General features: G+C 60.0%; 17 protein-coding genes and 1 pseudogene. 10 read left to right on the forward strand and 8 right to left on the reverse strand.

Features of this window, described 5'->3' with window-relative positions:
- Positions 1-10 precede the first annotated feature (10 nt).
- The gene (locus B0G74_RS35975) at positions 11-1,156 is read right to left on the reverse strand and encodes an acyl-CoA dehydrogenase family protein (protein ID WP_132381117.1); all 1,146 of its coding nucleotides are present in this window, start codon (positions 1,154-1,156) and stop codon (positions 11-13) included.
- Between the two features lie 295 nt (positions 1,157-1,451).
- Here B0G74_RS35975 and B0G74_RS35980 point away from each other — a divergent pair, with 295 nt between their 5' ends.
- The gene (locus tag B0G74_RS35980) at positions 1,452-2,156 is read left to right on the forward strand and encodes a TetR/AcrR family transcriptional regulator (protein WP_132381119.1); all 705 of its coding nucleotides are present in this window, start codon (positions 1,452-1,454) and stop codon (positions 2,154-2,156) included.
- A gap of 90 nt (positions 2,157-2,246) precedes the next feature.
- On the opposite strand, the gene B0G74_RS35985 is transcribed toward B0G74_RS35980, so the two are convergent.
- Both B0G74_RS35985 and B0G74_RS35990 read right to left on the reverse strand, forming a co-directional pair.
- On the reverse strand, positions 2,247-3,599 hold the full coding sequence (locus B0G74_RS35985; protein ID WP_132381121.1) for a DUF1214 domain-containing protein: 1,353 nt from the start codon (positions 3,597-3,599) through the stop codon (positions 2,247-2,249).
- Between the two features lie 59 nt (positions 3,600-3,658).
- Positions 3,659-4,447: an enoyl-CoA hydratase/isomerase family protein gene (locus tag B0G74_RS35990; protein WP_132381123.1), complete on the reverse strand. Its 789-nt coding sequence runs from the start codon at positions 4,445-4,447 to the stop codon at positions 3,659-3,661.
- A gap of 203 nt (positions 4,448-4,650) precedes the next feature.
- Between B0G74_RS35990 and B0G74_RS35995 the strand changes: the two genes are divergently transcribed.
- The 6 genes and pseudogenes from B0G74_RS35995 to B0G74_RS36020 all read left to right on the forward strand — a co-directional run.
- Positions 4,651-5,772 (forward strand): CaiB/BaiF CoA-transferase family protein, encoded by a 1,122-nt coding sequence (locus B0G74_RS35995; protein ID WP_132381125.1) that lies wholly within the window; start codon positions 4,651-4,653, stop codon positions 5,770-5,772.
- Positions 5,773-5,863: 91 nt separating this feature from the next.
- Positions 5,864-7,102, forward strand: a complete 1,239-nt coding sequence (locus tag B0G74_RS36000) for a thiolase family protein (protein WP_132381127.1) — start codon at positions 5,864-5,866, stop codon at positions 7,100-7,102.
- Between the two features lie 147 nt (positions 7,103-7,249).
- Complete coding sequence (locus tag B0G74_RS36005; RefSeq protein WP_132381128.1) at positions 7,250-8,803, forward strand: AMP-binding protein; 1,554 nt, start codon at positions 7,250-7,252, stop codon at positions 8,801-8,803.
- Between the two features lie 59 nt (positions 8,804-8,862).
- The gene (locus B0G74_RS36010; protein ID WP_132381130.1) at positions 8,863-9,609 is read left to right on the forward strand and encodes an SDR family NAD(P)-dependent oxidoreductase; all 747 of its coding nucleotides are present in this window, start codon (positions 8,863-8,865) and stop codon (positions 9,607-9,609) included.
- A gap of 243 nt (positions 9,610-9,852) precedes the next feature.
- Positions 9,853-10,974: a porin gene (locus tag B0G74_RS36015; RefSeq protein ID WP_132381132.1), complete on the forward strand. Its 1,122-nt coding sequence runs from the start codon at positions 9,853-9,855 to the stop codon at positions 10,972-10,974.
- A 219-nt stretch (positions 10,975-11,193) separates the two neighbouring features.
- Positions 11,194-11,526 (forward strand): annotated as a pseudogene (locus B0G74_RS36020) (ABC transporter substrate-binding protein); the annotation flags it as partial.
- Between the two features lie 506 nt (positions 11,527-12,032).
- Here the strand turns inward: B0G74_RS36020 and B0G74_RS36025 are convergent.
- Positions 12,033-13,409 (reverse strand): DUF1214 domain-containing protein, encoded by a 1,377-nt coding sequence (locus B0G74_RS36025; protein ID WP_243658470.1) that lies wholly within the window; start codon positions 13,407-13,409, stop codon positions 12,033-12,035.
- 294 nt (positions 13,410-13,703) lie between these two features.
- Between B0G74_RS36025 and B0G74_RS36030 the strand changes: the two genes are divergently transcribed.
- Positions 13,704-15,221 carry a DUF1254 domain-containing protein gene (locus tag B0G74_RS36030; RefSeq protein WP_243658471.1) on the forward strand — a complete coding sequence of 506 codons (1,518 nt, stop codon included), beginning with the start codon at positions 13,704-13,706 and terminating at the stop codon, positions 15,219-15,221.
- Positions 15,222-15,243: 22 nt separating this feature from the next.
- On the opposite strand, the gene B0G74_RS36035 is transcribed toward B0G74_RS36030, so the two are convergent.
- Positions 15,244-15,546 (reverse strand): VF_A0006 family four-cysteine protein, encoded by a 303-nt coding sequence (locus B0G74_RS36035; RefSeq protein WP_132381134.1) that lies wholly within the window; start codon positions 15,544-15,546, stop codon positions 15,244-15,246.
- A gap of 364 nt (positions 15,547-15,910) precedes the next feature.
- Here B0G74_RS36035 and B0G74_RS36040 point away from each other — a divergent pair, with 364 nt between their 5' ends.
- Positions 15,911-16,258, forward strand: coding sequence for a BON domain-containing protein (locus tag B0G74_RS36040; RefSeq protein WP_132381136.1), 348 nt, complete (start codon positions 15,911-15,913; stop codon positions 16,256-16,258).
- 315 nt (positions 16,259-16,573) lie between these two features.
- Here the strand turns inward: B0G74_RS36040 and B0G74_RS36045 are convergent, their stop codons facing one another.
- Together B0G74_RS36045 and B0G74_RS36050 are read right to left on the reverse strand one after the other, a co-directional pair.
- Complete coding sequence (locus B0G74_RS36045) at positions 16,574-17,212, reverse strand: dihydrofolate reductase family protein (protein WP_132381138.1); 639 nt, start codon at positions 17,210-17,212, stop codon at positions 16,574-16,576.
- A gap of 355 nt (positions 17,213-17,567) precedes the next feature.
- On the reverse strand, positions 17,568-18,071 hold the full coding sequence (locus B0G74_RS36050) for a hypothetical protein (protein WP_132381140.1): 504 nt from the start codon (positions 18,069-18,071) through the stop codon (positions 17,568-17,570).
- A 539-nt stretch (positions 18,072-18,610) separates the two neighbouring features.
- Between B0G74_RS36050 and B0G74_RS36055 the strand changes: the two genes are divergently transcribed.
- On the forward strand, positions 18,611-19,324 hold the full coding sequence (locus B0G74_RS36055; protein WP_132381382.1) for a phosphonate utilization associated transcriptional regulator: 714 nt from the start codon (positions 18,611-18,613) through the stop codon (positions 19,322-19,324).
- A 19-nt stretch (positions 19,325-19,343) separates the two neighbouring features.
- Here the strand turns inward: B0G74_RS36055 and B0G74_RS36060 are convergent, their stop codons facing one another.
- A complete protein-coding gene (locus tag B0G74_RS36060; protein ID WP_132381142.1) occupies positions 19,344-20,732 on the reverse strand; it encodes an FAD-dependent oxidoreductase in 1,389 nt (462 codons plus the stop codon).
- Between the last annotated feature and the right edge of the window lie 10 nt (positions 20,733-20,742).

Genomic DNA, 20,742 nt, shown 5'->3' on the forward strand with positions numbered 1-20,742 from the left:
GACATCGGCTTTACACCAGGCTGCGCGCAATGATCAGCTTCTGGACATGGCTCGTGCCTTCGTAGATTTTGCAGACACGCACGTCGCGGCTATAGCGCTCGACCGGGAAGTCCGTCAGGTAGCCGTAGCCGCCATGAATCTGGATGGCGTCCGAGCACACCTTTTCAGCGATCTCGCTCGCGAACAGCTTGGCGATCGACGCTTCCTTCGAGCATTCGATGCCTTCCGCACACAGACGCGCTGCGTGCAGTGAGTACTGGAAGGCAATCTCGACCTGCGCGGCCATATCGGCGAGATCGAAGCTCACGCCTTGCAGTTCCGCAATTGGGCGGCCATAGGCCTCACGATCCTTCGCATACGCGACAGCAGCGTCGAGCGCAGCGCGTGCAACGCCAGCCGCGATGAATGCAATGCCGATGCGGCCGTCCGACAACCCGGACATGACGAGGCGATAGCCTTCACCTTCCGGGCGCAGCAGGTTCTCGCGCGGCACGCGAAAGCCTTCGAGAGAAATCGCTGCCGTATGTGCGGTGTGCTGGCCAAGTTTGCTTTCGATGCGAGTGACGGTGTAACCCGGCTGCTTCGGATCAATGATGAAGGTACTCGCGCCGCGCTTGCCTGCGTCCTTGTCCGTCAGCACGAAGGCGATTGCAACGCCCGCTTCGCTGCCGTTCGAGACGAACTGCTTCGCGCCGTCGAGAACGTAATGGTCGCCGTCGCGGCGGCCCGTTGCGCGCAGCGCGGCGGTGTCGGAGCCGGCCTGCGGCTCGCTCAGCAGGAATGCGCCGATCGATTCGCCACGCGCCATGGCCGGCAAATAGCGGCGCTTCTGCTCCTCAGTGCCGTGTGTGGCGATACACAGCGCCGTGAAGTTATGCACGTGCAAAATCGTTGCCAGGCCCGCATCGGCGCCCGCGAACTCGTATTGCGCAAGGCAGAACTCGACGACGCCCGCGCCCACGCCGCCGTACTCTTCCGGAACGAGCATGCCGAGAAAGCCAAGCTCCGCGAGCTGCTTCAGTTCGGCGTGCGGCCATGCCGACGTGCGGTCCCGCTTCGCGGCGGTCGGCGCGATCACCTCCTCGGCGATGCGGCGCGCCGAGTCGCGAATCATGATCTGTTGCTCGGTAAGAAATGCTGTGGATGTGTCTGCCATGGTTGTCTCCGTAATCCGGATGCTTCGATCGCCGTTCTGAATTCTCGCTCCGCAACGTGGAACATGCCCGATTGCACGCCGTTGACCCACGTTGATGAACACATTTTCTACTATAAAGTTAATTCTTATTCTTATAGGTCAAATTGTCAATCTGAAACTCTCCTTCCTTTGTCGGAATGGCCCGATCAGGCGATAGACTGCCCTTCTCAGAGCCTTTCCTGCTGCCGTTAGAGCACGATCAAAGCCAGTTCGACTGCGTGGTAAGATGCGTTGAATCAGAACGGGATCCTTCATCATGGCTTCGACTACGCGCAAATCTCCCACCCTCCGAAAATCGAAAGAGTCTTCCCCGCGGTGGAAAGACGCGCTGCCGTCGCGCGAAGATCTGCAAAAGCTCAAGAAAACCGCTTTGATCCGCGCGGCGGGCCAGGCTTTCAAGGCGAAGGGGTTTCACAACACGTCCCTTGACGACGTGGCCGAGGCGCTAAACGTCACCAAGGCAGCGCTGTACTACTACGTGAAGGGCAAGCGCGAGCTACTGTTCGAAACGCAGACGCTCGCACTCGACATGGGTGACATTGCACTGGAGGAAGGCCGGTACGGCAAGACCGGGCTCGAAAAGCTCGAACAGACAATCGGCCGGTTCATCGTGCTGGTGACAGACGATTTCGTTTCGCACGCGTTCGTGTCCGCGCTCGACGACATGCTGCCCGAGCATCAGGAAATCGTCCGCAAGCGCCGCCGCGCTTTTGATCTGCGTATCAGGGAATACATCCAGGAGGGCATCGAAGATGGTTCGATCGCGCCTTGCGAGCCCAAGCTGGCCGTGGCATGGCTGATGGGCTCGATTAACTGGATTCCGAGCTGGTTCAATCCAGAGGGCGATCACGGCCCCGAGGCGATCGCAGAGGTGTTTGTCAACTTCATGTCGCACGGACTCGCGACCGGATCCGCGAAGATCCGCACCCGTCCGCGCAAGACCTCCGTGAAAGCAGCCTAGACGTTTCGAACGCCTCCAGGCAGACGGCGCGCAACGGAGCGCGTGCGCACATGTGCCGCCCGGGAGCCGTTGATTTTCTCTGCAAGTCGCTCAATGCTGCCTGACAAGCGGCGGCGGGAAATACTGACCTGCCGCCACGTCGATCGCCGGGCCATATAGCCGGAACGTGAGGTTGTAGTTCGTGCCAGGCTGCGTGGGCAGCCAGTTCGATTCGGGGACGCCGTCAGGACGGGCGGGACCGAACGCGAGCGTGACGGAGCCGTCCGCATTGGGCTGCACGCGCGACTGCCGGTTGAGCGCATAACGCCCCAGCTGATTCGGCACCACCTTGTAATGAGTCGAATCGACTTCGGTGACCGACCAGAAGTAGCGCGCGAGACTCTGCGGCGGTGCATCTTTCGGGTAGGTCTGCGTATAGGTCGCGCTGCCGTCCAGATGCGGCATGCCGTAGAACGTCACCTCGGTTCGGGTGTTCGCCCAGATACCGACGAGATCGACAATCGTCCGGTCGAGGTAGTCGCTTCCATAGTGGCCAAAGGTCATGGGCCGGACCCAGCCATTGCCAGTCGGCCCGAGCGTTTTCATCCGCTGCGCAAGCGCCGGCAGCGCCTGCCGGGCGATCACGTCGTCCACCCGCGTGCGTCCCGCTGCGTCCGATTGAACCAGAGCTGCCACTGCCCTTACCTTCTCACGAACCTCGTCCATGCCAGGCGCGAGGTCCGGCTGGCCGTCCAGAACCTGCTTAGCGAAGTCGAACGCTTCAGCTCGCGGCAAACGTGCGTTCGTGAAGAGAGGCACCTCGATGGGCGCTTCAATCCGGGGCTCACCGAGCGGCGTCAAGCGGAATTCATGCTGCAAACCTGTAGCCTGCGCCGGATCGTCGCCGGGCTCGATGCGCGCGAGAACCCGCATCGTCCGGACCGGCAGATCGATGCGCAGTGCGTCGGCCGGCGGTGTCGCGCGCCCGCCCTTCAGACACAGCGCGTAGCGGCCATAAGGCCGTTGGGCAAACGTGCGCTCGTTGATATTGAGCACCGTCTCTCCCCAGCCATCCAGCATCTGCCACGTGTAATAGCGTCCTTCGATACGCGGAATGTCGAGCAGCACGCACGTCTTCTCGTCGAGAGCGACCCATGCTTCGGAATAGAGCACGTCGAGATTCGGGTTTGCCCATTCCACGCTGCCCGGCTTACGGTGCACTATGTGGTTCCATTGAAACCCGTCTTTTTCGAAATCGAGACGTTGCTGACGCAGGACCAGCAACCGTCCAAGCAGGTAGTGGTAAGCATGGACGACGTCGGTGTCGCTCACTGTGGCTCCGGGGTCTTGATCGGTCGCAACTGGCGGCGTCTGTTCGATTGGCACGCTCTTGCAACCGTCGAGACCCGCGAGCAAGGTCCACGCGAGCAGCGCCGCAGCGCTCACGCGAAATAGCTTCTGCATTCTCGTCTCCATGAGTGGGGCGGCCGCAGCGCACATGCGAAAGCGGCCACCCGGCCGACTCAGCGGCCGGTGAACTGGGGTGCGCGTTTTTCCTGGAACGCGGCAAGCCCCTCGCGGATGTCTTCGCTGTGTTGGTGAAGCGCGGTCATCAGCAGTTCCTGGCGGAGCGCGACCTCGGCGGGCTGCTCGAGACCGTCGTTCACGAGCGTCTTCATTCGGCGCAGACCGAGCGGACTCTTGGCGGCCATCGTCTTCACGAGCGTGTCAACCACAGCATCAAGCTCCGCGTCCTCGACGACCTGATTGACGAGCCCTGCCGACTCCATCGACCCGGCCGAGACAAATTCGCCGGTGTACATCAGGTACTTCGCGCGCGTCGCGCCGATCTTGCGTGGCAGGCGGACCGAGCCGCCGCCGCCGGGCAGCAACCCATAGTTCGCATGCGCGTCGCCAAACCGCGCCGACTCCGCCGCGATCACCAGGTCGCAGCACAGCACCAGCTCAAGACCGCCCGCGAGCGCCATGCCGTTCACGGCCGCAACAACCGGCCGGGGAAAACGTTCGAGACGGTTAAGCAGCGCGAGCAGCGCATCGAGGAACTGGCTCGCGCCCGGCTGGTCGCCGTCGCGCTCGCCACGCACAAATTTCAGATCGGCGCCCGCGCAGAACGCGCGGCCCGCGCCGGTCAGCACGACGACACGCGCGTCGTCTCGCTTCTCAGCTTCGTCGAGCGCCTGCTCGATTTCCCGAACCATGTCGGGAGTAATCGCATTCATCGCTGTGGGGCGATTCAGCGTGATCCACATCGCGCCATGCCGTACCTCGGCGATAACGGGCATGTCCTGCATGGTGTCTTCCTCCTGAAACAGTCTCGGTGTAAGCGCCGGGCGCTCGATTAGCCAAGCGTCAATTAAATTTCTAGTTTCTATACTAACTCAGCAGTAGAAAATATGCCAATATAGCGCTTCAACGAACCCGGCGCGGCGCATCGACAGACCATGCGCACGCGCATTGATTACGCGACCCGGTGGGGTCGCAGCAGGAGACACGTATGAGTTTGCCTTTGGAAGGTGTGCGCATCCTCAGTCTTGCCGAACAGTATCCCGGCCCGTTCGCCACGCTGGTAATGGCCGATCTGGGTGCCGACGTGATCGTGGTCGAGCGGCCGCCCGCCGGCGACCCTGCCCGTCAGCTGCCCGACTTTCACGCCGCACTCAACCGCGGCAAACGTTCAGTCGGCGTCGACCTGAAAACCGACGCGGGACGCGCAGCGCTGCGCGAACTGATCTCTTCCGCGGACGTGCTGATGGAAGGCTTCCGTCCCGGCACGATGGCACGCCTCGGCTTCGGCTACGGCGATGTCGCGAAGCTCAATCCGCGCATCGTCTATCTGTCGATCTCGGGTTTCGGCCAGAACGGCCCGTATCGTGACCGGCCCGCGCACGATCTGTCGTATCAGGCAATCGCAGGCCTGTTGCATCGCCAGGCCGCCAGCGGCCAGATCGAAGCACCACCTGAGCTTGCGATTGGCGACCTCTCCGCTGCGATGTTCGCCGTCACAGGCTGTCTTGCTGCACTGCTCGAGCGCTCTCGCACCGGGCTCGGCCAGTATGTCGACGTGTCGATGACCGACGGCCTCGTGTCGTGGATGAGCGTGTTCCTTTCGCCAGCGATGAACGGCGGACGCCTCGGCATGGCTGAAATCAACGCGCAGCCCGCTTACGGCGTATTCCGTTGCGAAGACGACCTTCTGCTGACGCTGTCAATCGCGCACGAAGACTGGTTCTGGGCCCCTCTATGCGAGCTTCTCGGCCTCACCGATATCGCGCAGGTAAAGAACGCCGAACGCGCACCGCGCGAAGCTGAACTTCGCGCCCGCATTTCTGAAGCGCTGCGGCATAGGCCGCGCGCTCAATGGGCGCCACTGCTCGATCAGGCGGGCGTGCCTTGGGCGCCGGTGAATAGTCTCGACGAAGTCGTGAATGACCCGCACTTCCGCGCGCGCGGCATGTTCTGCGAGGTTGACGAGCGCGACGGGCGTCGCGCCTGGCATGTTGCGCAGCCACTTGTCTTCAACGGCGTGCACCCCGGACCTACGCGCGGGGTACCCGCTGTCGGCGAGCATGACAACGAGTTGCTCGCGCACGCCGAAGACGCACAGACAGCCGGGTAAACATGGACTTTTACCCTATCGACTATGCGTTTACTCGAAAGTAGAATTAGCCGCATCAGATAGCCTATCCTCAAACAATCTGGGAATCAAAATGAAAGACATCTATGTGGTTGGTGTCGGCATGACGCCGTTCGGCCGGCTACTCGACCAGAGCATCAAATCGCTGGTGCGCAATGCTACCGAAGCGGCGCTCAAGGACGCGGGCATCGAAAAGAGCGCTCTGGAAGCGGCGTTCTACGGTAATGCATCGCAGGGTCACATGGACGGTCAGCACATGATTCGTGGCGAAATCGCGCTGCGAGACATGGGTATCGGCGGCATCCCGGTCGTGAACGTCGAGAATGCTTGCGCGAGCGGCAGCAGTGCATTCGTGCTGGCGGTCAACCATCTGCGCTCGGGCGCCGGGGACGTTGCGCTGGCTGTAGGCGCCGAAAAAATGTTTTCCGAAGACCGCGAGCGCATGTTCTCGGTCTTCGACAGCGCACTCGATGTTTCGCGCGCGAAAGAAATTCACGCCGAGTTGTTGCGCATCGGCGAAGGCGTCGAGATTCCGGCTGGATCGACGTCGCCGAAGCCCTATAGCGTGTTCATGGACGTGTACGCGGCGTTCTCCCGCGCGCACATGAAACGCTTCGGCACCACGCAGCGCCAGATCGCCGCCGTGTCGGCGAAGAACCACCGTCATTCGGTGCACAACCCGCTGTCGCAATACCGGGTCGCCTACACCGTGGAAGAAGTCCTGGCCGCGCCGCCCATTACCTACCCGTTCACGCTGCCGATGTGCTCGCCGGTGTCTGACGGCGCTGCTGCTGCCATCCTGTGCACGGCCGACGCGCTCAAGCGTTTGAACATCGATCCGAAACGCGCGATCCGCGTGCTAGCCTCGGTGGTCCAGAGCGGCACGGACCGCTCGCCCGACGACATCGAGCAGCATGTCACCGTGCAGGCATCGCGACGCGCGTACGAGCTGGCTGGCGTCGGTCCGAAGGACGTGTCGGTGGCGGAAGTGCATGACGCGACCGCGATGGGTGAGATCGTCCAGATCGAGAATCTCGGCTTCTGCGACTTCGGCGACGGCGGCCCGTTCTCCGAGCGTGGCGAAACGTCAATCGGCGGCCGGATCCCGGTCAACCCGTCGGGCGGCCTGGAGTCGAAGGGACACCCAGTCGGTGCGACGGGTCTCGGACAGGTGCATGAGCTCGTCACGCAGTTGCGCGGCGAAGCAGGCCCGCGTCAGGTCGACAACGCGCGGATCGCTGTCGCAGAGAACGGTGGCGGCCTGTATGGAATCGAAGAAGCAGTGGCCTGCATCACGATTCTGGCGCGCTAATGCATCACTAAGGCATCACGGGCGAGCGCATCGCCGCGGCCTCTTTCGGGCTGCCGCATGCCGGCACCGGGAATGACCCGCTGCGCCGCCTATCATGAATGAAAAGGTAGCCGCCATGCACGGCTACGTCGACTCAAGGAGACTCATATGCGCCTTGCCGATTACTTCGATTCGGCCGTGTCCCGGCATGCGGACCGTGAAGCATTTGTCGACGGAACGACGCGAATCACGTTCGCTGATGCACAGAAGTTCGTCCATGCCGCCGCACACGCACTTATGCGCGACCCGACGCTGCGGCCCGGCGCACATGCGGCGATCTACGCGCCGAATGACTACCGGATCAGCCTGCTTCAGATCGCGATCAACCGCGCGGACATGGCCTGGGTTTCAGTCCATACGCGCAATACGGTGGAAACCAACATTGCGGTGCTCTCGTTCGCCGATTGCGAACTGGTCTTCTTCCACAGTGCTTACGCCGCCATCGTGCCGGCGCTGAAGGACGGCCTCGGGGCCGGTTGCAAGTTCATCTGTATCGACCAGCCATCGGAACACGGCGAATCGCTCGACAACTGGATAGCGAATCATCGTGACCCGTTCGTCGCGCCGCAAGAAAACCCCAATCAGCACGCGCTGCTGCAACCGACCGGCGGGACGACAGGTCCATCGAAAGGCGCCCTGCATGACAACCGCTCGCTCGAAATGGGGCTGATTGCGGTGTTTTCCGAACTGAAAATCGATCAGGACTCGCGCGTGCTGGCCGTCGCGCCGCTTACGCATGCCGCGTGCATGCTCACGCTGGCCGGCGCGATCCGCAACGGCTGTACCGTCGTGCTGCCCTCGTTCGACGCCAAAGTCGTACTGCGCACGATCGCCGAAGAACGTATCACGCATCTGTTCCTGCCGCCCACAGTCGTCTACGCATTGTTGAGCGATCCCGCTCTGGCTGGCGCCGATCTTTCGTCGCTGCGCTGCCTCGCGGTCGGCGCAGCGCCCATTGCCCCGGAAAAAATCAAGGAGGCAGTTCGCCGCTTCGGGCCGGTGATCTACGAAGTCTATGGACAGAGCGAATGCGGCTTTCCTGTGGTCGTCAAACGTCCGTCCGACTACCTGCTGGCCGATGGCACGTTCGACGAAGTCGCGCTGCAATCCGCAGGCAAGGCCGCGCAGTTCGCGTGTGTCGAGATCATGGATGACGCAGGCAACATCGTCGGCACCGGACAAAAGGGGGAAATTGTGGTGCGCTCTACGACCGTCATGCTCGGCTACTACAAGAATCCCGAGGAAACGGCGCAGGTCTCCCAATTCGGCTGGCACCACACTTCTGACATCGGCATCAAGGACCCACGTGGCTTCATCACGGTCGTCGACCGCAAGAAGGACATGATCGTAAGCGGCGGCTTCAACGTCTTCCCGGGAGAAATCGAGGCGGTCATCAACTCGCACCCCGCTGTTCTCGATTGCGCGGTAATCGGTGTACCCGACGAGAAATGGGGCGAAGCGGTCAAAGCGATTGTCCAATTGAAGAACGGCGAGCATGTGGGAACCGAGCAACTCGCTGAGTTATGCAAGCGCGAGCTCGGCAGCGTGAAAACGCCGAAGAGCTTCGAGTTCTGGGAAGACCTGCCACGCAGCGCGGTCGGCAAGGTGCTCAAACGTGAGATTCGCGGCAAGTTCTGGGAAGGTCAGTGGCGTGCGGTGTGAGTGCCGCGCATGACCGATCACCTGACTCTTAAACATCAAACCAGGAACAAGGCAGAAACATGAATCTGCGAAACAAGGTTGTAGTCGTCACTGGCGCAGCATCCGGCCTCGGCCTCGCCACATGCAAGGCACTTGCAGCAACGGGCGCCAGAGTGGTCGGATTCGACCTCGATGGCGCGAAGCTGGAAGAGGCGCTCGGGCCGGATATCAAGGGCGTCGCCGTCGACGTGGCCAATGAAGAGAGCGTCAAAACGGGTATTGATACCGTCGTGCGCACGTATGGAACCGTGCATGTGGCTGTCAATTGCGCAGGCATTCTAGGGCCGAGCAAGACGATCTCCAAAGGACAGCTATTCCCGTCCGATCTGTGGAATCGCGTGCTGTCGGTGAATCTGACTGGCACCTTCAATGTGCTCCGTCACGCAGCGCTCGCAATGACCGCCAACGAGCCAGACGAAAATGGTGAACGCGGCGTCATCATCAACACGGCATCGGGCGCGGCGCGTCAAGGACAAATGGGACAAGCGGCATACAGCGCAAGCAAGGCCGGCGTGATCGGCATGACGATCCCGGTGGCACGCGATCTGGCCGAGCATGGCATTCGCGTCTTGTCGATCGCACCGGGCCTGTTCGAATCGGGCATGTCTGCGGGAATGCCAGCGAAGGTGTCAGAGACGATCGTCGGCAAGCTGTTGTTTCCGCAACGCATGGGCAAGCCCGACGAATTCGCGGGCCTCGTCCAGCACATTGTCGAAAATTCCTATTTGAACGCGACCACGTTCGATATCGAGTGTGGAACGCGTTGATCGGCATGGCGCGCAGCGCCATGACACTCAAATCCTTACTCTGATCACTGAAAATTCCGGCGAGGTAGAAGGTTGAGTTCCTGTTAATTCGTGAGAAATAGTCTTATATACGATACGGACTCCTACTAATAACATGGAAACGTCAGATCCGGGTAGATCGCGTTTCAACAACCATTTGGAGTCCTGTCTGAATCAGCATTACCCGCGTCTGTCGGACGTGGCATACACATAGAGGAGACATGTATGCGTTTTATCAGTAAGAGCATTTGCGCCACAGCCATGGCGCTCGTTGCGGGCAGTGCTGCCGCGCAGTCGAGCGTGACGTTGTATGGGGTGGCCGATGTGTTCATCCAGTATCTCAACAACGGCGGGCATAGTTCGGCTTCAGAACGAAGTGGAGGCTCGACAGGCTCACTGATCGGTTTCAAAGGCAGCGAGAATCTGGGCGGCGGAACGAAGGCCGTATTTCAGCTCGAAGGCGGCTACAACATCAACAACGGCGCCTTCCTCGCCGATTCGACGGCCCTCTTCTATCGCCAGGCGTGGGTAGGCATACAGCACGAGAAGTACGGCACGCTGAGCTTCGGCCGTCAATATCAGCCGAGCTTTTGGGCCGTTTATCCGACCGATCCGTTCCGCGGCAATGAAGCACTGTCGCCTCTCTCCGCAGTCGACCTTGCCGCGGCCACCGACCACAACACGCTTGCCGTCCAGTATGCGCCGGGGCGTATCAGCAATACCATCATGTACCGGTCGCCGGATGTCCTGGGGGCGAAGCTCTATGCGATGTATGGTTTCGCGGCGTCGGCCACACAGCCGATCGCGATGCAGCAGGGAAACATGCTCGATGTCGCACTGACCTGGCAAGGCGCCGGGCTGTTCGCGGCGCTCGCCTACTTGAACCAGCAGTCCGGACAGGAGACGGTCCCAAGTCTGCCGCGTGCGCTCAACCTGCTGCGTACCGAGCACTTTACGGGCGCACTCGGATACCGGATCGGCATCGTCAACTTCCAGTTTAACTATTCGTACGCGCGTCCGAAGGATGCCGCGCCGGGGTCAATAGCGGCCCTGCTCGGCGCGGGACACTCGTTGAGCTACGCCGAACTCGGCGCGACGATCCAGGCGACGGCCGCTGACGAAATCCAGCTTGCAGTGGTCGAGCGCGACGTACGCGGCGTGCATGACAACTCGCTCGGTTTCCAGGCAGGCATCGACCATAGCGTGTCGAAGCGCACCAGCATCTATGCGCGCGGTGGGTACTTCAAGAACAACGGAAGTGCCAAAGTAAGCTGGCCAGGCATTACGGTAACCGGGACGGAAGCGTCGCAGTCGCTCTTTCTTGTCGGCATGACGCATCGCTTCTGACGTATGGGCTTGTTGCCTGCCTGTATCGCACGGGCTACGGCAACGACCGCTGCGCCGTTGTGCGCGCCGGGCGCGTCGGCGGTCTGCGCGATCACGCAAGCAGCGCCTTCACGACCGCACCGCGATCACGCAGCGTCTTGCGACCGATTTCCTGGGATGCGCGCATCGCGGTAAAACTGCGCGGCGCCGGCTTCCTCCATGAAGCCCGTGCCGCCATGTATCGGCAACGTGACGTGTTCTGAAGCTGGCCTCGCCTTGTCGAAGATGCCCCAGGGTCAGGAATTCGACAAACGCTATGTGGCACGTTTCGGGACGACGATAGATGCCTATGCGCCATTTACCTACGACGCCGTCTACGTGATCTACGACGCCATGAAGCGCGCGAATTCGGCCGAGCGGGCGAAAATTCTCGCGCCGATGCCCTCCACCAGCTATGAAGGCGTAATTGGACGCATCGCGTCCGACCCGCATGGCGACCTCCGCGACGCCGCGATCACGATCTATCAGTTCAAGGACCGAAAGAAAACCGTGATGGATGTCGTTCGGATGTGATTGCGGCGTAGTGGCTGCAAACTGAAGCTACAAGTCGATCATCAGTTCGTCCGATGTCGCTCGTAACGCAAGGATCATCAGGGATTTTCCAGACGACTGCTCGTGGCTGTTCGAGGCGTATTCACGGTGCTCGCTTTCGCCGGATAATGCCTCGACCTCGCAACGACGGCACAGCGCTTCCCGTCAAGAAACGGCGGGCAGACGGCGAAGGCGAATGCGAACGCACAACCGATGGCAGTCCCGGATGACGATCCGAATCATACAAGCGACACGAGAACGGCCATTGTCTGAGTTGCAGGTGACACTCGAACATCCGTAACTGGCCCCGGTGCCGCCTCATGCACTGGACGTTCGCGGCCGCTTCCGGCGCCGAAATCCCTACGAACCGACGCCCGTGTCATTCCGGCTTGCAGCAGTGACACCCGCCTGGCAAACGACCAGAGACATCCGGTTCAGTCTATCGAGGTCGCACCTCGACAAACTGAACCGCGATTGCACGTTCGTCGTTATTTCACGTTCACGATCGGTGCCGGAAACCACTGACCTTGCTGGACCTCGTCTTTCGGCACATAAGTACGGAAGTTCAATGAGAATCCCTTCCCATCCGGCGTAGGCAGCCAGTTGTCTTGCGGAACATTTTTCGGTCGAACGGGTGCGAGCCAGATACTCGTGCTTCCATCCGAATTTGCCTTCAGATGCGATACATTGTTCAGGTTATACCGATGCAGCGCGTTGGGCACCACGCGATAATCCGGCACGCTATACAACGTGACGGACCAGAATCCATTGACATGTGCATCCGGCCTTTCACCCTTCGGGAAACGGATCTCGTAGGTCTTGCTACCGTCGAGGGGATGGTTATTGCTATCGTTTAGGCCGACAAAGTAGATTGCTTCACTGATGACATTGGCCCACAGGCCACCGTAGTTGACGATGTCACGTGCCACGTAATCATTGCCGAACTTGCCCGCGACATAAGTGACCGACCAGCCGCCCTTCTGCGTCCCAAAGCCTTTGGCATGCTGCAAGAAGCCCGGAACCGCCTTTGCCTTGACGACCTCGTTCACCCGCTTGCGTGCCGCGTCATTGCTCTTCGCATAGTTAGCGACGTTGATTGCCGATGCCTGAAATTCGGCGGCCTTCGGCATGGCGTCAGGATACGTGGCCAGTGCTTCGCTCACGTGATCGAAGATCTCGGCTCCAATGGGCGCGGCCGGCGTGAAGGACGGCACGGGAAAAGGCGCGTCGATCTTTGTGTCCGGCGACGCAACGACAGTGAACTGATGTTGCAACTTCACGGCCGTTTCCGGCGAGCCTTTGAGTTCCACTCGCGCCAGCAATTTGGCCTTCGCCGACGGCAATTCGATCTTGACCGCATCAGCCGGCACCGGCGGATTGGTACCCTTGATCACGAGCGCAAACTTGCCATACGGGTGATCGGGATTTGTGCGCTCATTGATGTTGGTAATGACTTCGCCCCACCCGTCAAGCAACTGCGCCGTGTAGTAGCGGCCCGTCACTTTGGGCACGTTCAGGATGACTGCGTGATCCGGATCCGCCGCCAGCCAGGCTTCCAGATAAGCCACGTCGAGATTCGGATTGACAAACTGGGCCGAGCCAAGCGGATTGTATTTAATTTTGTTGTAACCCGCCTTCTCGACGTTGATGTCGTAATTCTCCTGCTGCAACACCAGATAGCGCCCATACAGATAATTCCATGCGGCCACGATCTGTTCATCAGTCGGGGCGCTCGCATTCGCAGTCGTGCTTGCGGCCGGTGCCTGACTTCTACCCGGCGAGCTGCAGGCCGCCACGCCCATGCCAATCAAACCTGCTGCAATTACGGAGAACGTCAATCTCGTCGCATTGGTAGTGCTTAGCATTGAACTAGTCCTCTTCTGGATGGATGACGGAAAGCTTACATTGATTAAGAAAATCTTGATAGAGTGTCATGGCAGTGAGTGCCGATATCCAGATAACACTATGCGACTCAGCTAAATTCGCAAAAACATCAAGCTGCGGGCGGGCTCGGGATTAATTGAACGACTGTGTTCTTTGCACTGCTTTCATGATGGATAACGCAACGGTGATAAGGGGTGCCCATCGAGCTTCAGTGCTGATCCGGCAATGCTACGAGTCCCCGTAATCCGAAGGGCGGCTTGCCGTTAGCTGCGGACATGACGACGCTTGGCCTGGCGTTCCAACATTCTCAACGAGGAGTCAATGTGAATCTGAGGCATATGATCGTGGGCTTAGGTGTGGGCGTGGGCGTGGGCGCTTCAACGGTGTGTGTGGCGGCTGCAGCGCCGCCCTCTGTTGCGCAGTCCGCGTCCGAAATCCTTGGGACCCCCACCGGCACGGTGATGACCAAAGAGTATGTCGCTACGGTTGGCCGGTTCGCCTATCTCTGGGGCTGGGCGCTGGTGAATAACTACAACCGCTCGCTTGCCGTGAAAGACCTGCCGGAACCCGGCCGGATAGGCGGCGTGATTCCCGGTTCGCCGCACAACCAGGTTTCCATGCTGACTGATTACATTGATTCGGCCGAGAATTTTGTCACGTGTCCCAATCAGGATACGGTGTATGGCGCGGGCTTTATGGAGCTTGACAAAACCCCCGTCATTATCCAGGTTCCGGATTTCGGCAAACGCTTTTATACCTATCAGCTCTCCGACGCGAGAACTGATTCATTCGGCGAAATCGGCACGCAATACAGAACAAAGCCCGGGCTCCATTTACTGGTTGGCCCCGAATGGAAAGGGAACGTCCCGAAAGGGATTGTCGCGGTTCACCGTGCACCCACCAATCTCGTGGCCATATTTCCCCGGATTTTTCAGGACGACACACCTGAAGACAAAGCAGCAATTCAACCTCTGTTAAGTCAGGTCATGGTGTATCCATTAAGCGAATACACCGGGAAGATGAAGATCAAAAACTGGAAGAGCACCCCCTCTTTCCCGCCGCCGGCTACCGACGGCAAGGGCGAAGTGAAGTGGGTCATCCCGGACAAGTTTTTCGACGAGCTTCCTCTGGTCATGAAGATGGTACCGCCTCGGCCCGGCGAGCAAGCGCTCTACGCGACGATCCAGTCTGTGCTGGACGCTGCGGCAAAAGACCCGCAAATCAAGGCAACGTTGAACGAGACGGCGGCGGCCTCGGAGGCCGATCTGATCAGCCCGCTCTTCGAATTTCGCAACAACGGCCGACCGGTAGGCAACGGCTGGACGTCTCCGCCCAACGGGGCGCGCTGGGGTACCGACTACCTGTCGCGCACGGCATCGGCAAAGTCGAATATGTACGACAACGCGCCGCAGGAAACCCGCTATATCTATACGGACTTTGACGCGAGCGGACAACGCCTGGCGGGGGCGAATCGCTACACGGTGACATTTCCGAAGGGACAGTTGCCTCCGGTAAACGGATTCTGGTCATTGACGGTCTATAACAAGGAGCATCTGTTCGAGGCGAACAGATTGAACCGCTTTTCGCTCGGCACGAAGAGCAAATCACTGAAGTACAACGACGACGGCTCGCTCACGCTCTATTTCCAGAACGACTCGCCTGGGGAAGACAAGGAATCGAACTGGGTTCCTGCGCCGAAGGACGTGTTCTCGCTGTACATCCGCGCCTACTGGCCCAAGGCCGCCATACTGGATGGATCGTGGACGCCGCCACCGGTGGTACGCATCAACTGAAGCGAGGTTCACGAGACATGGCTCACATCTGATTCTGGCGCTGGCATGCTCGCAGGATCTGGTTAACCGCATATGCGGCTCTCACGTTCTGCATATTCTGTAAAACACACACGTGATACGACTTTTCGCGCGGCAAGAGCAGCGCGCCGTTTCTGTAGAGCGCTTCGCACGAGCGTCTGATCACGTTTGCCGCAATGTTGCTTTGGCTGTTCGCCAGCGATTGCAGGATGCATTGATCGTAGTCTGGATTTTCGGTGCCCAGCGCCAGCGCCGAGAGCGGCGAGGCGAGCGTGACCGAGAGAAGCAGATAGGCGAGGTTGCGCATGATTGTGGGCAAGACGCAGGGATGACGGCGGCCAATCGTACCATGTCGCATTTTTCGATGCGAAGGGTGCAATTTAGACGACGCAAATGTCGCTCTCACTATTGAAATGCTGTGTCACCGTCATCGCTTCATCGGACAAGCGCTGTGCGATTGTCGACAATTCATGCGACAAGGCCGACTGGCCGGCACCGGCCGAACTGAACAACAAACTCGGCCCGGAGCATGAACAGACTTAGGCAAGTCGGCTTGGTCAAAGTTCACCACTCTGCACTATCATGGTGGACTCAAGGAGAGCGCACATGTCTACCTGCCAAGCCAACCCGAACGACGCTCGTTGTGCACGAATCGGGTTGTCATAACCGACATGCGAAACGGTCGATACATCAAAAGCCGGTTGCTGATCGTCGCGGCGTTCGCGTTGCCCGCGTTCGTGTTCATCAACGGCTGCAAGTCGACGACGACGACGCCTGCCGTGACCGCGCCGGGGGAGATCGCCACTGACGACGCTGCGCTCGCCGCCCGGGTGAAGCAGGCGCTCGTCGCGGACCCTGGGCTGAGATCGTTGCCGATGAGCGTCGCGACGTATCGAGGCGTCGTGCAGTTGTCAGGCTATGTGGATTCAGAGGTACAGATTCAGAAGGCGCTTGCCGTGACGCGCGGCGTGCCGGGGGTCCAATCCGTGAGCAGCGATCTGCAACTCAGGCCGAAATGACGCGCATTCGCCGGAACACGGCTGACGAACGAGTGCCGCAGAAGAGCGTGTCGAAGCGGAGCCTGCTTCACAATTAACAAAATTCGCGAGCGAGGTATCGATACCCGTATTGCGCGTGATCGGCAGTCCCGCCTTCGGCTTACTGCATCTGCGCGTTGGCGACCATTCCCCCGCCATTACAGTCACCGGCATCAGGGCCGAGCGTGATCGGCCCACAGCGGTCAATTCAACAATTGGGAAGCAGACATCCAACGCTCCGGTTCAGCGGCGGGCCGCGCAGCGGACCGCCCGCTGCAACCGATTGTTAGGCCCACCTCACTGACGCACATAGCGCAAGTGTGTGGCAGCTGGGCCATCAAGAACCTTGTCGATGCGAAACTGCGGCCCGGGCTCGCGTAGGTTCTCGAAGAGACGCCGCCCACCGCCGAACAACACGGGTGACAAGGCGATTTCCAGCTCGTCAACAACACCCATGGTCAGGTACTGCTGGATCACATCGGCTCCACCAGCAATACGAATATCACGACTGCCTGCGGATCCCCGAGCCAGCTCAAGGGCACGCTCCGGCCCGTCATTGATGAAATAGAAGGTCGTCCCACCCGGGCGCACCCAGGGTTCGCGTTTCTCATGGGTAAGAACGTATACCGGTGTGTGAAACGGCGCCTCCTCTGGCCAGGCACGCTCGCCTTGGTCGAACATTCGCTTGCCCATAATGTTGGCACCGATGCGCTCCGTGGTGCTGCGAAGCAGGTCATTGACCGGGCCGGTCTCTCCCCCCGGTCCGAGCTTGAGGTTCTCGCGGAAGTACTGTTGATTGAGGATCCACGCCATCAGCGCACCCCACTTGGCACCCCAGCTCTTGTACTCAGGCGTGTCCCAATTCTCCATGGTCATTCCTTCCGGTGCCATGTAGCCATCGAGGCTAAGTCCAATGTTGACGAATACTTTGCTCATGATTCTCCTCTCGCATGTTCGGATGTCGGCCTAACTTCGAGGACTGCCGGCTAACTCGGCAGCTAGAACTAGAGATATATTGAATTGGATTAGATCGCTGCGCGATTTTTGACTTCTGCCAAGTCCATCAAATGAAATGCATAAAGCAACATATCGGAAAATAGTCTGCAAATCATCCCTATGTCCGCTTTGGAGCGATTGACTGAAGTCGCCTGGTGGCCCGGTTGCTGCCACACTGTCTACCGACCCCATTGCGGTCACCCGACAAACCAGCCTCACCGTGACAGAAGCTTTTCCGTACGAATCAGGCGCTTCGTGTCACGGCGGGCATTCGGGCAGCACATTCCGCACTGGCCTATTGCACTTTCTTGTCTTCGCGTTTCGCGTCCTCCATGGCCTCCGGCTCTAACTCTTCCGCGGACCGATTCAGGTGGACGAACAGCCCCCAGGAGGCAAGAAGCAAGGCTGTCGAAGCAAGCAGCCCGGCCGCATATCGAAGCTGCGATGGATCCTGGTGCAGCGCTTTGAACGTTGCCACAAGCCCTTCGATGGCAAGCGCGACGACGACAACCACCAAGAATCGCGACATGAAACGTCGTACCCGCGTCGGCGCGCTCACGTCAGCCTCCCGTATGACCTCTTCCTCTACGATGGTCTCGGCGATCTGCAAGGCGACAACGGCCCCAGCCAGCAACCCCACGGCTTCAATGACGGATTGCGCGCTTGCCTGATCCCATTGACTCGCAAATGCAGTCGAACCGATGCGAGCAGCAATCGCAATCAACATCAGCGCCGCGCAGGCGAAGAGAGCAGCCATCAGCCCATGGACGATCGTAAAGAACCGCAAAAGGAACTTCATTTCTTTTGGCTCCCTTGAATTGCAAGTAGGTGATTCGTGCCGTGTTCCATACATTCCTGAAAGTCGCGGCGACGACGGCTGATTGTAGAAGCGGACCGGATGGGCCTGGCAATGGGGCCAAACCCGCGCTTGGCAAATTATCGTGCCGGGGCGCCAGCGCCTGGCACAGGTCTCGGGCCGTTCCTCGCGTGCGCCCGATACGCACCAGAGTCATCTGCCGTGCCAGTCTGGGATCAAACCAGGCGGGTGCCGGCTACGGCTACGCACTGCTGTGGGTGGCGGCCGCACCAACGTCCTGGCGATGCTGCTCCAGTCGGTGTCGGCCAAACTCGTCTCGTGACAGGACGCAATCTCGCCGAACTATGCCGCGAGCAAGCCGCGGCGCAGCCCCCTTGCAGGCCGTCACGCCGACATCTTCGAAGATGAACGCGTCAGTAGAAAATTGTCGTCAGATGGTTGTTGACAATAAACAACTTGCCACGCTATGTTCAGGAGACTCGAGTTATGCCCCTCCATTTACCGTTGCCAACCGCTCATCAATGACCACGCCAACTCCAACCAGCGCGATTGACTTGCTGCAGCGGCACTCCCTTGCCACGCTAGTCCAGGAAACACTTGAACGCGGCATCGTCTCTGGCGAATTCGCCCCGGGGGAGAAATTGAACGAAGTCGAAGTTTCCGCCCGGCTAAACGTGTCTCGCGGACCATTGCGCGAAGCGTTTCGTGCGCTGGAACAGGCGGGCTTGCTAAAAACCGAAAAGAACCGCGGTGTCACGGTGCGCGCGCTGTCGCTGCGCGAGGCGGAAGAAATCTACCAGGTCCGCGCGATGTTGGACGAGTCGGTTGCCCGCTCGTTGGCCGAACGGATGACGCCCGAAACGCTTGCAACGCTCAAACGCATCATTGCTTCGATGAAGACGGCCAAGAAAGATCACGACCTCACCTTGTACACGACATTAAATGTCCAGTTGCATGACGCGATGGTGTCGGGTGTCGGCAACCAGCATCTGATCGAAACGTACCGGCATCTCGTCCGCCAATTGGGTCTGCTGCGTCAGGCCGCCATCGAATCGGAAAAGAGCGCGCTGGCTACGTCGGTCGCGGAACACGAGAAAATCGTCAACGCGCTCGCTAAAGGCGATGCGGAACGCGCGGTCGCCCTTGTGCGCGAACACGTTGCCCACGGCCTCGCCAGAATGCGGCGTGCCCACGAACGGTGGGCCGCATCCGTGGACGGGGCAGCCAAAAGTTGAAACAGACTGAAGGGCTGCGCTACGCTTTATCCGACTTGCCGGCCGCGTTGGCCAGCTTGCTGAGCAAGCGATCGACAAGCCACGGCTGACGGTCTTCGTCTTCCGCGCGCTCTTTGCGCCGAATGGCGTCGCGCACGGTAATCGAGCCCACGAAGCGAATCGGTTCGGGCGGGAAATAGCCCAGCGGGCCGTTTGTCAACGGACTGCGCGTCCACTCATTGTCGAGTTCGAGCACCAGCGACGACAAAATCTGGCCGCCCATATAAGTCGGTCCCACTCCGTTGCCGGAATAGCCGAAGCCGTAGAGCACGTTTGGCGCATTCTCCAGACGCCCAAAAAATGGAAAGCCGGTGACCGACCGATCCGACGGCCCGTTCCAACTCGCCGTCACCGGCACGTCGCGCAGCGCCGGGAAGAAATCGTGCAGACCGCGCGTCAGATCGGTTTCATACGGCGAGCGTTGATCGAACACCGGCGCGATCCGGCCGCGCCAGGCAAACGTATTGCCGCCCTTGCCCAGCATCAGTCGACCGTCCGGCGTACTGCGATAGTAGTAGACGAAGATCCGCGAATCGAGCACCGACACGCCATCCTTCAAGCCCATTCGATGCAGCAGTTCGGGGCATTTCTCGGTGACGATCATGTCGCTGGAGACGACTGCCAGCGTGCGTTCGAACTGGCGGAAGCGGCTCGCCATCCACGCATTGATCGCGAGCACCAGTTTCGGCGCAGTCACGCTGCCGGCCGGCGTGCGTACGGTCACGCGGTCACCGGCGGCAAAGTCGAGCATGGGCGTGCGTTCATAAATGCGAATACCCATTGCCATTGCGACACGGCGCAGTCCGCGCACGAGCTTGCCCGGATGAACCGTTGCGGCGACCGGCGAATACACGCCGCCGAGATTGCGCGCGGATCCGGACCGGCTCGCCACTTCGTCCGGTGAGAGATGTTGGTACGAGTTGATGCCATGCTCCTTCAACGCGGCTATGACCGGATCGAGCAAGCCGATTTGCGCGCGTGAAGTCGCCGTGTAGAGCGTGCCGTCGAGCCGAAGTTCGGCGTCGATCGCATGCTCGACACAGAAGTCGCGAATCCGCCCGACAGCCGCTTCGGACGCTTTCACGAGACGGATCGCTTCTGCTTGGCCGAACAGACGACGCAGCGTGAAGAACTTGGTCGACCACGTGAGCAGACAGCCGCCGTTGCGACCGCTTGCGCCCGCGCCACACAGATCGCTCTCGATGATCACGATGTCGAGATCGGGTTTTTTCTGCTTGGCCTGGATGGCAGTCCACAAACCGGTGAAGCCGCCGCCGACAATGCAAACGTCGGCAGTCGTGGCGCCTTGCAATGCGGGCGCCAATGAACCATCGGCAAAGAGTGCTTGTTCAATCCAGAAGGGACGCATAAATGGCTCA

Source organism: Paraburkholderia sp. BL9I2N2 (assembly GCF_004339745.1).
In the GTDB taxonomy this organism is placed as follows: domain Bacteria; phylum Pseudomonadota; class Gammaproteobacteria; order Burkholderiales; family Burkholderiaceae; genus Paraburkholderia.

Excerpts from the sequence above, each read along its gene's own strand:
- B0G74_RS35980 (WP_132381119.1), top strand. The coding sequence starts at position 1,452 with ATGGCTTCGACTACGCGCAAATCTCCCACCCTCCGAAAATCGAAAGAG.
- B0G74_RS36035 (WP_132381134.1), bottom strand. The coding sequence starts at position 15,546 with ATGCGCAACCTCGCCTATCTGCTTCTCTCGGTCACGCTCGCCTCGCCG.
- B0G74_RS36005 (WP_132381128.1), top strand. The coding sequence starts at position 7,250 with ATGCGCCTTGCCGATTACTTCGATTCGGCCGTGTCCCGGCATGCGGAC.
- B0G74_RS36010 (WP_132381130.1), top strand. The coding sequence starts at position 8,863 with ATGAATCTGCGAAACAAGGTTGTAGTCGTCACTGGCGCAGCATCCGGC.
- B0G74_RS35975 (WP_132381117.1), bottom strand. The coding sequence starts at position 1,156 with ATGGCAGACACATCCACAGCATTTCTTACCGAGCAACAGATCATGATT.
- B0G74_RS36000 (WP_132381127.1), top strand. The coding sequence starts at position 5,864 with ATGAAAGACATCTATGTGGTTGGTGTCGGCATGACGCCGTTCGGCCGG.
- B0G74_RS35990 (WP_132381123.1), bottom strand. The coding sequence starts at position 4,447 with ATGCAGGACATGCCCGTTATCGCCGAGGTACGGCATGGCGCGATGTGG.
- B0G74_RS36015 (WP_132381132.1), top strand. The coding sequence starts at position 9,853 with ATGCGTTTTATCAGTAAGAGCATTTGCGCCACAGCCATGGCGCTCGTT.
- B0G74_RS36025 (WP_243658470.1), bottom strand. The coding sequence starts at position 13,409 with ATGCTAAGCACTACCAATGCGACGAGATTGACGTTCTCCGTAATTGCA.
- B0G74_RS35985 (WP_132381121.1), bottom strand. The coding sequence starts at position 3,599 with ATGCAGAAGCTATTTCGCGTGAGCGCTGCGGCGCTGCTCGCGTGGACC.
- B0G74_RS36050 (WP_132381140.1), bottom strand. The coding sequence starts at position 18,071 with ATGAAGTTCCTTTTGCGGTTCTTTACGATCGTCCATGGGCTGATGGCT.
- B0G74_RS36040 (WP_132381136.1), top strand. The coding sequence starts at position 15,911 with ATGCGAAACGGTCGATACATCAAAAGCCGGTTGCTGATCGTCGCGGCG.
- B0G74_RS36045 (WP_132381138.1), bottom strand. The coding sequence starts at position 17,212 with ATGAGCAAAGTATTCGTCAACATTGGACTTAGCCTCGATGGCTACATG.
- B0G74_RS36055 (WP_132381382.1), top strand. The coding sequence starts at position 18,611 with ATGACCACGCCAACTCCAACCAGCGCGATTGACTTGCTGCAGCGGCAC.
- B0G74_RS35995 (WP_132381125.1), top strand. The coding sequence starts at position 4,651 with ATGAGTTTGCCTTTGGAAGGTGTGCGCATCCTCAGTCTTGCCGAACAG.
- B0G74_RS36030 (WP_243658471.1), top strand. The coding sequence starts at position 13,704 with ATGACGACGCTTGGCCTGGCGTTCCAACATTCTCAACGAGGAGTCAAT.
- B0G74_RS36060 (WP_132381142.1), bottom strand. The coding sequence starts at position 20,732 with ATGCGTCCCTTCTGGATTGAACAAGCACTCTTTGCCGATGGTTCATTG.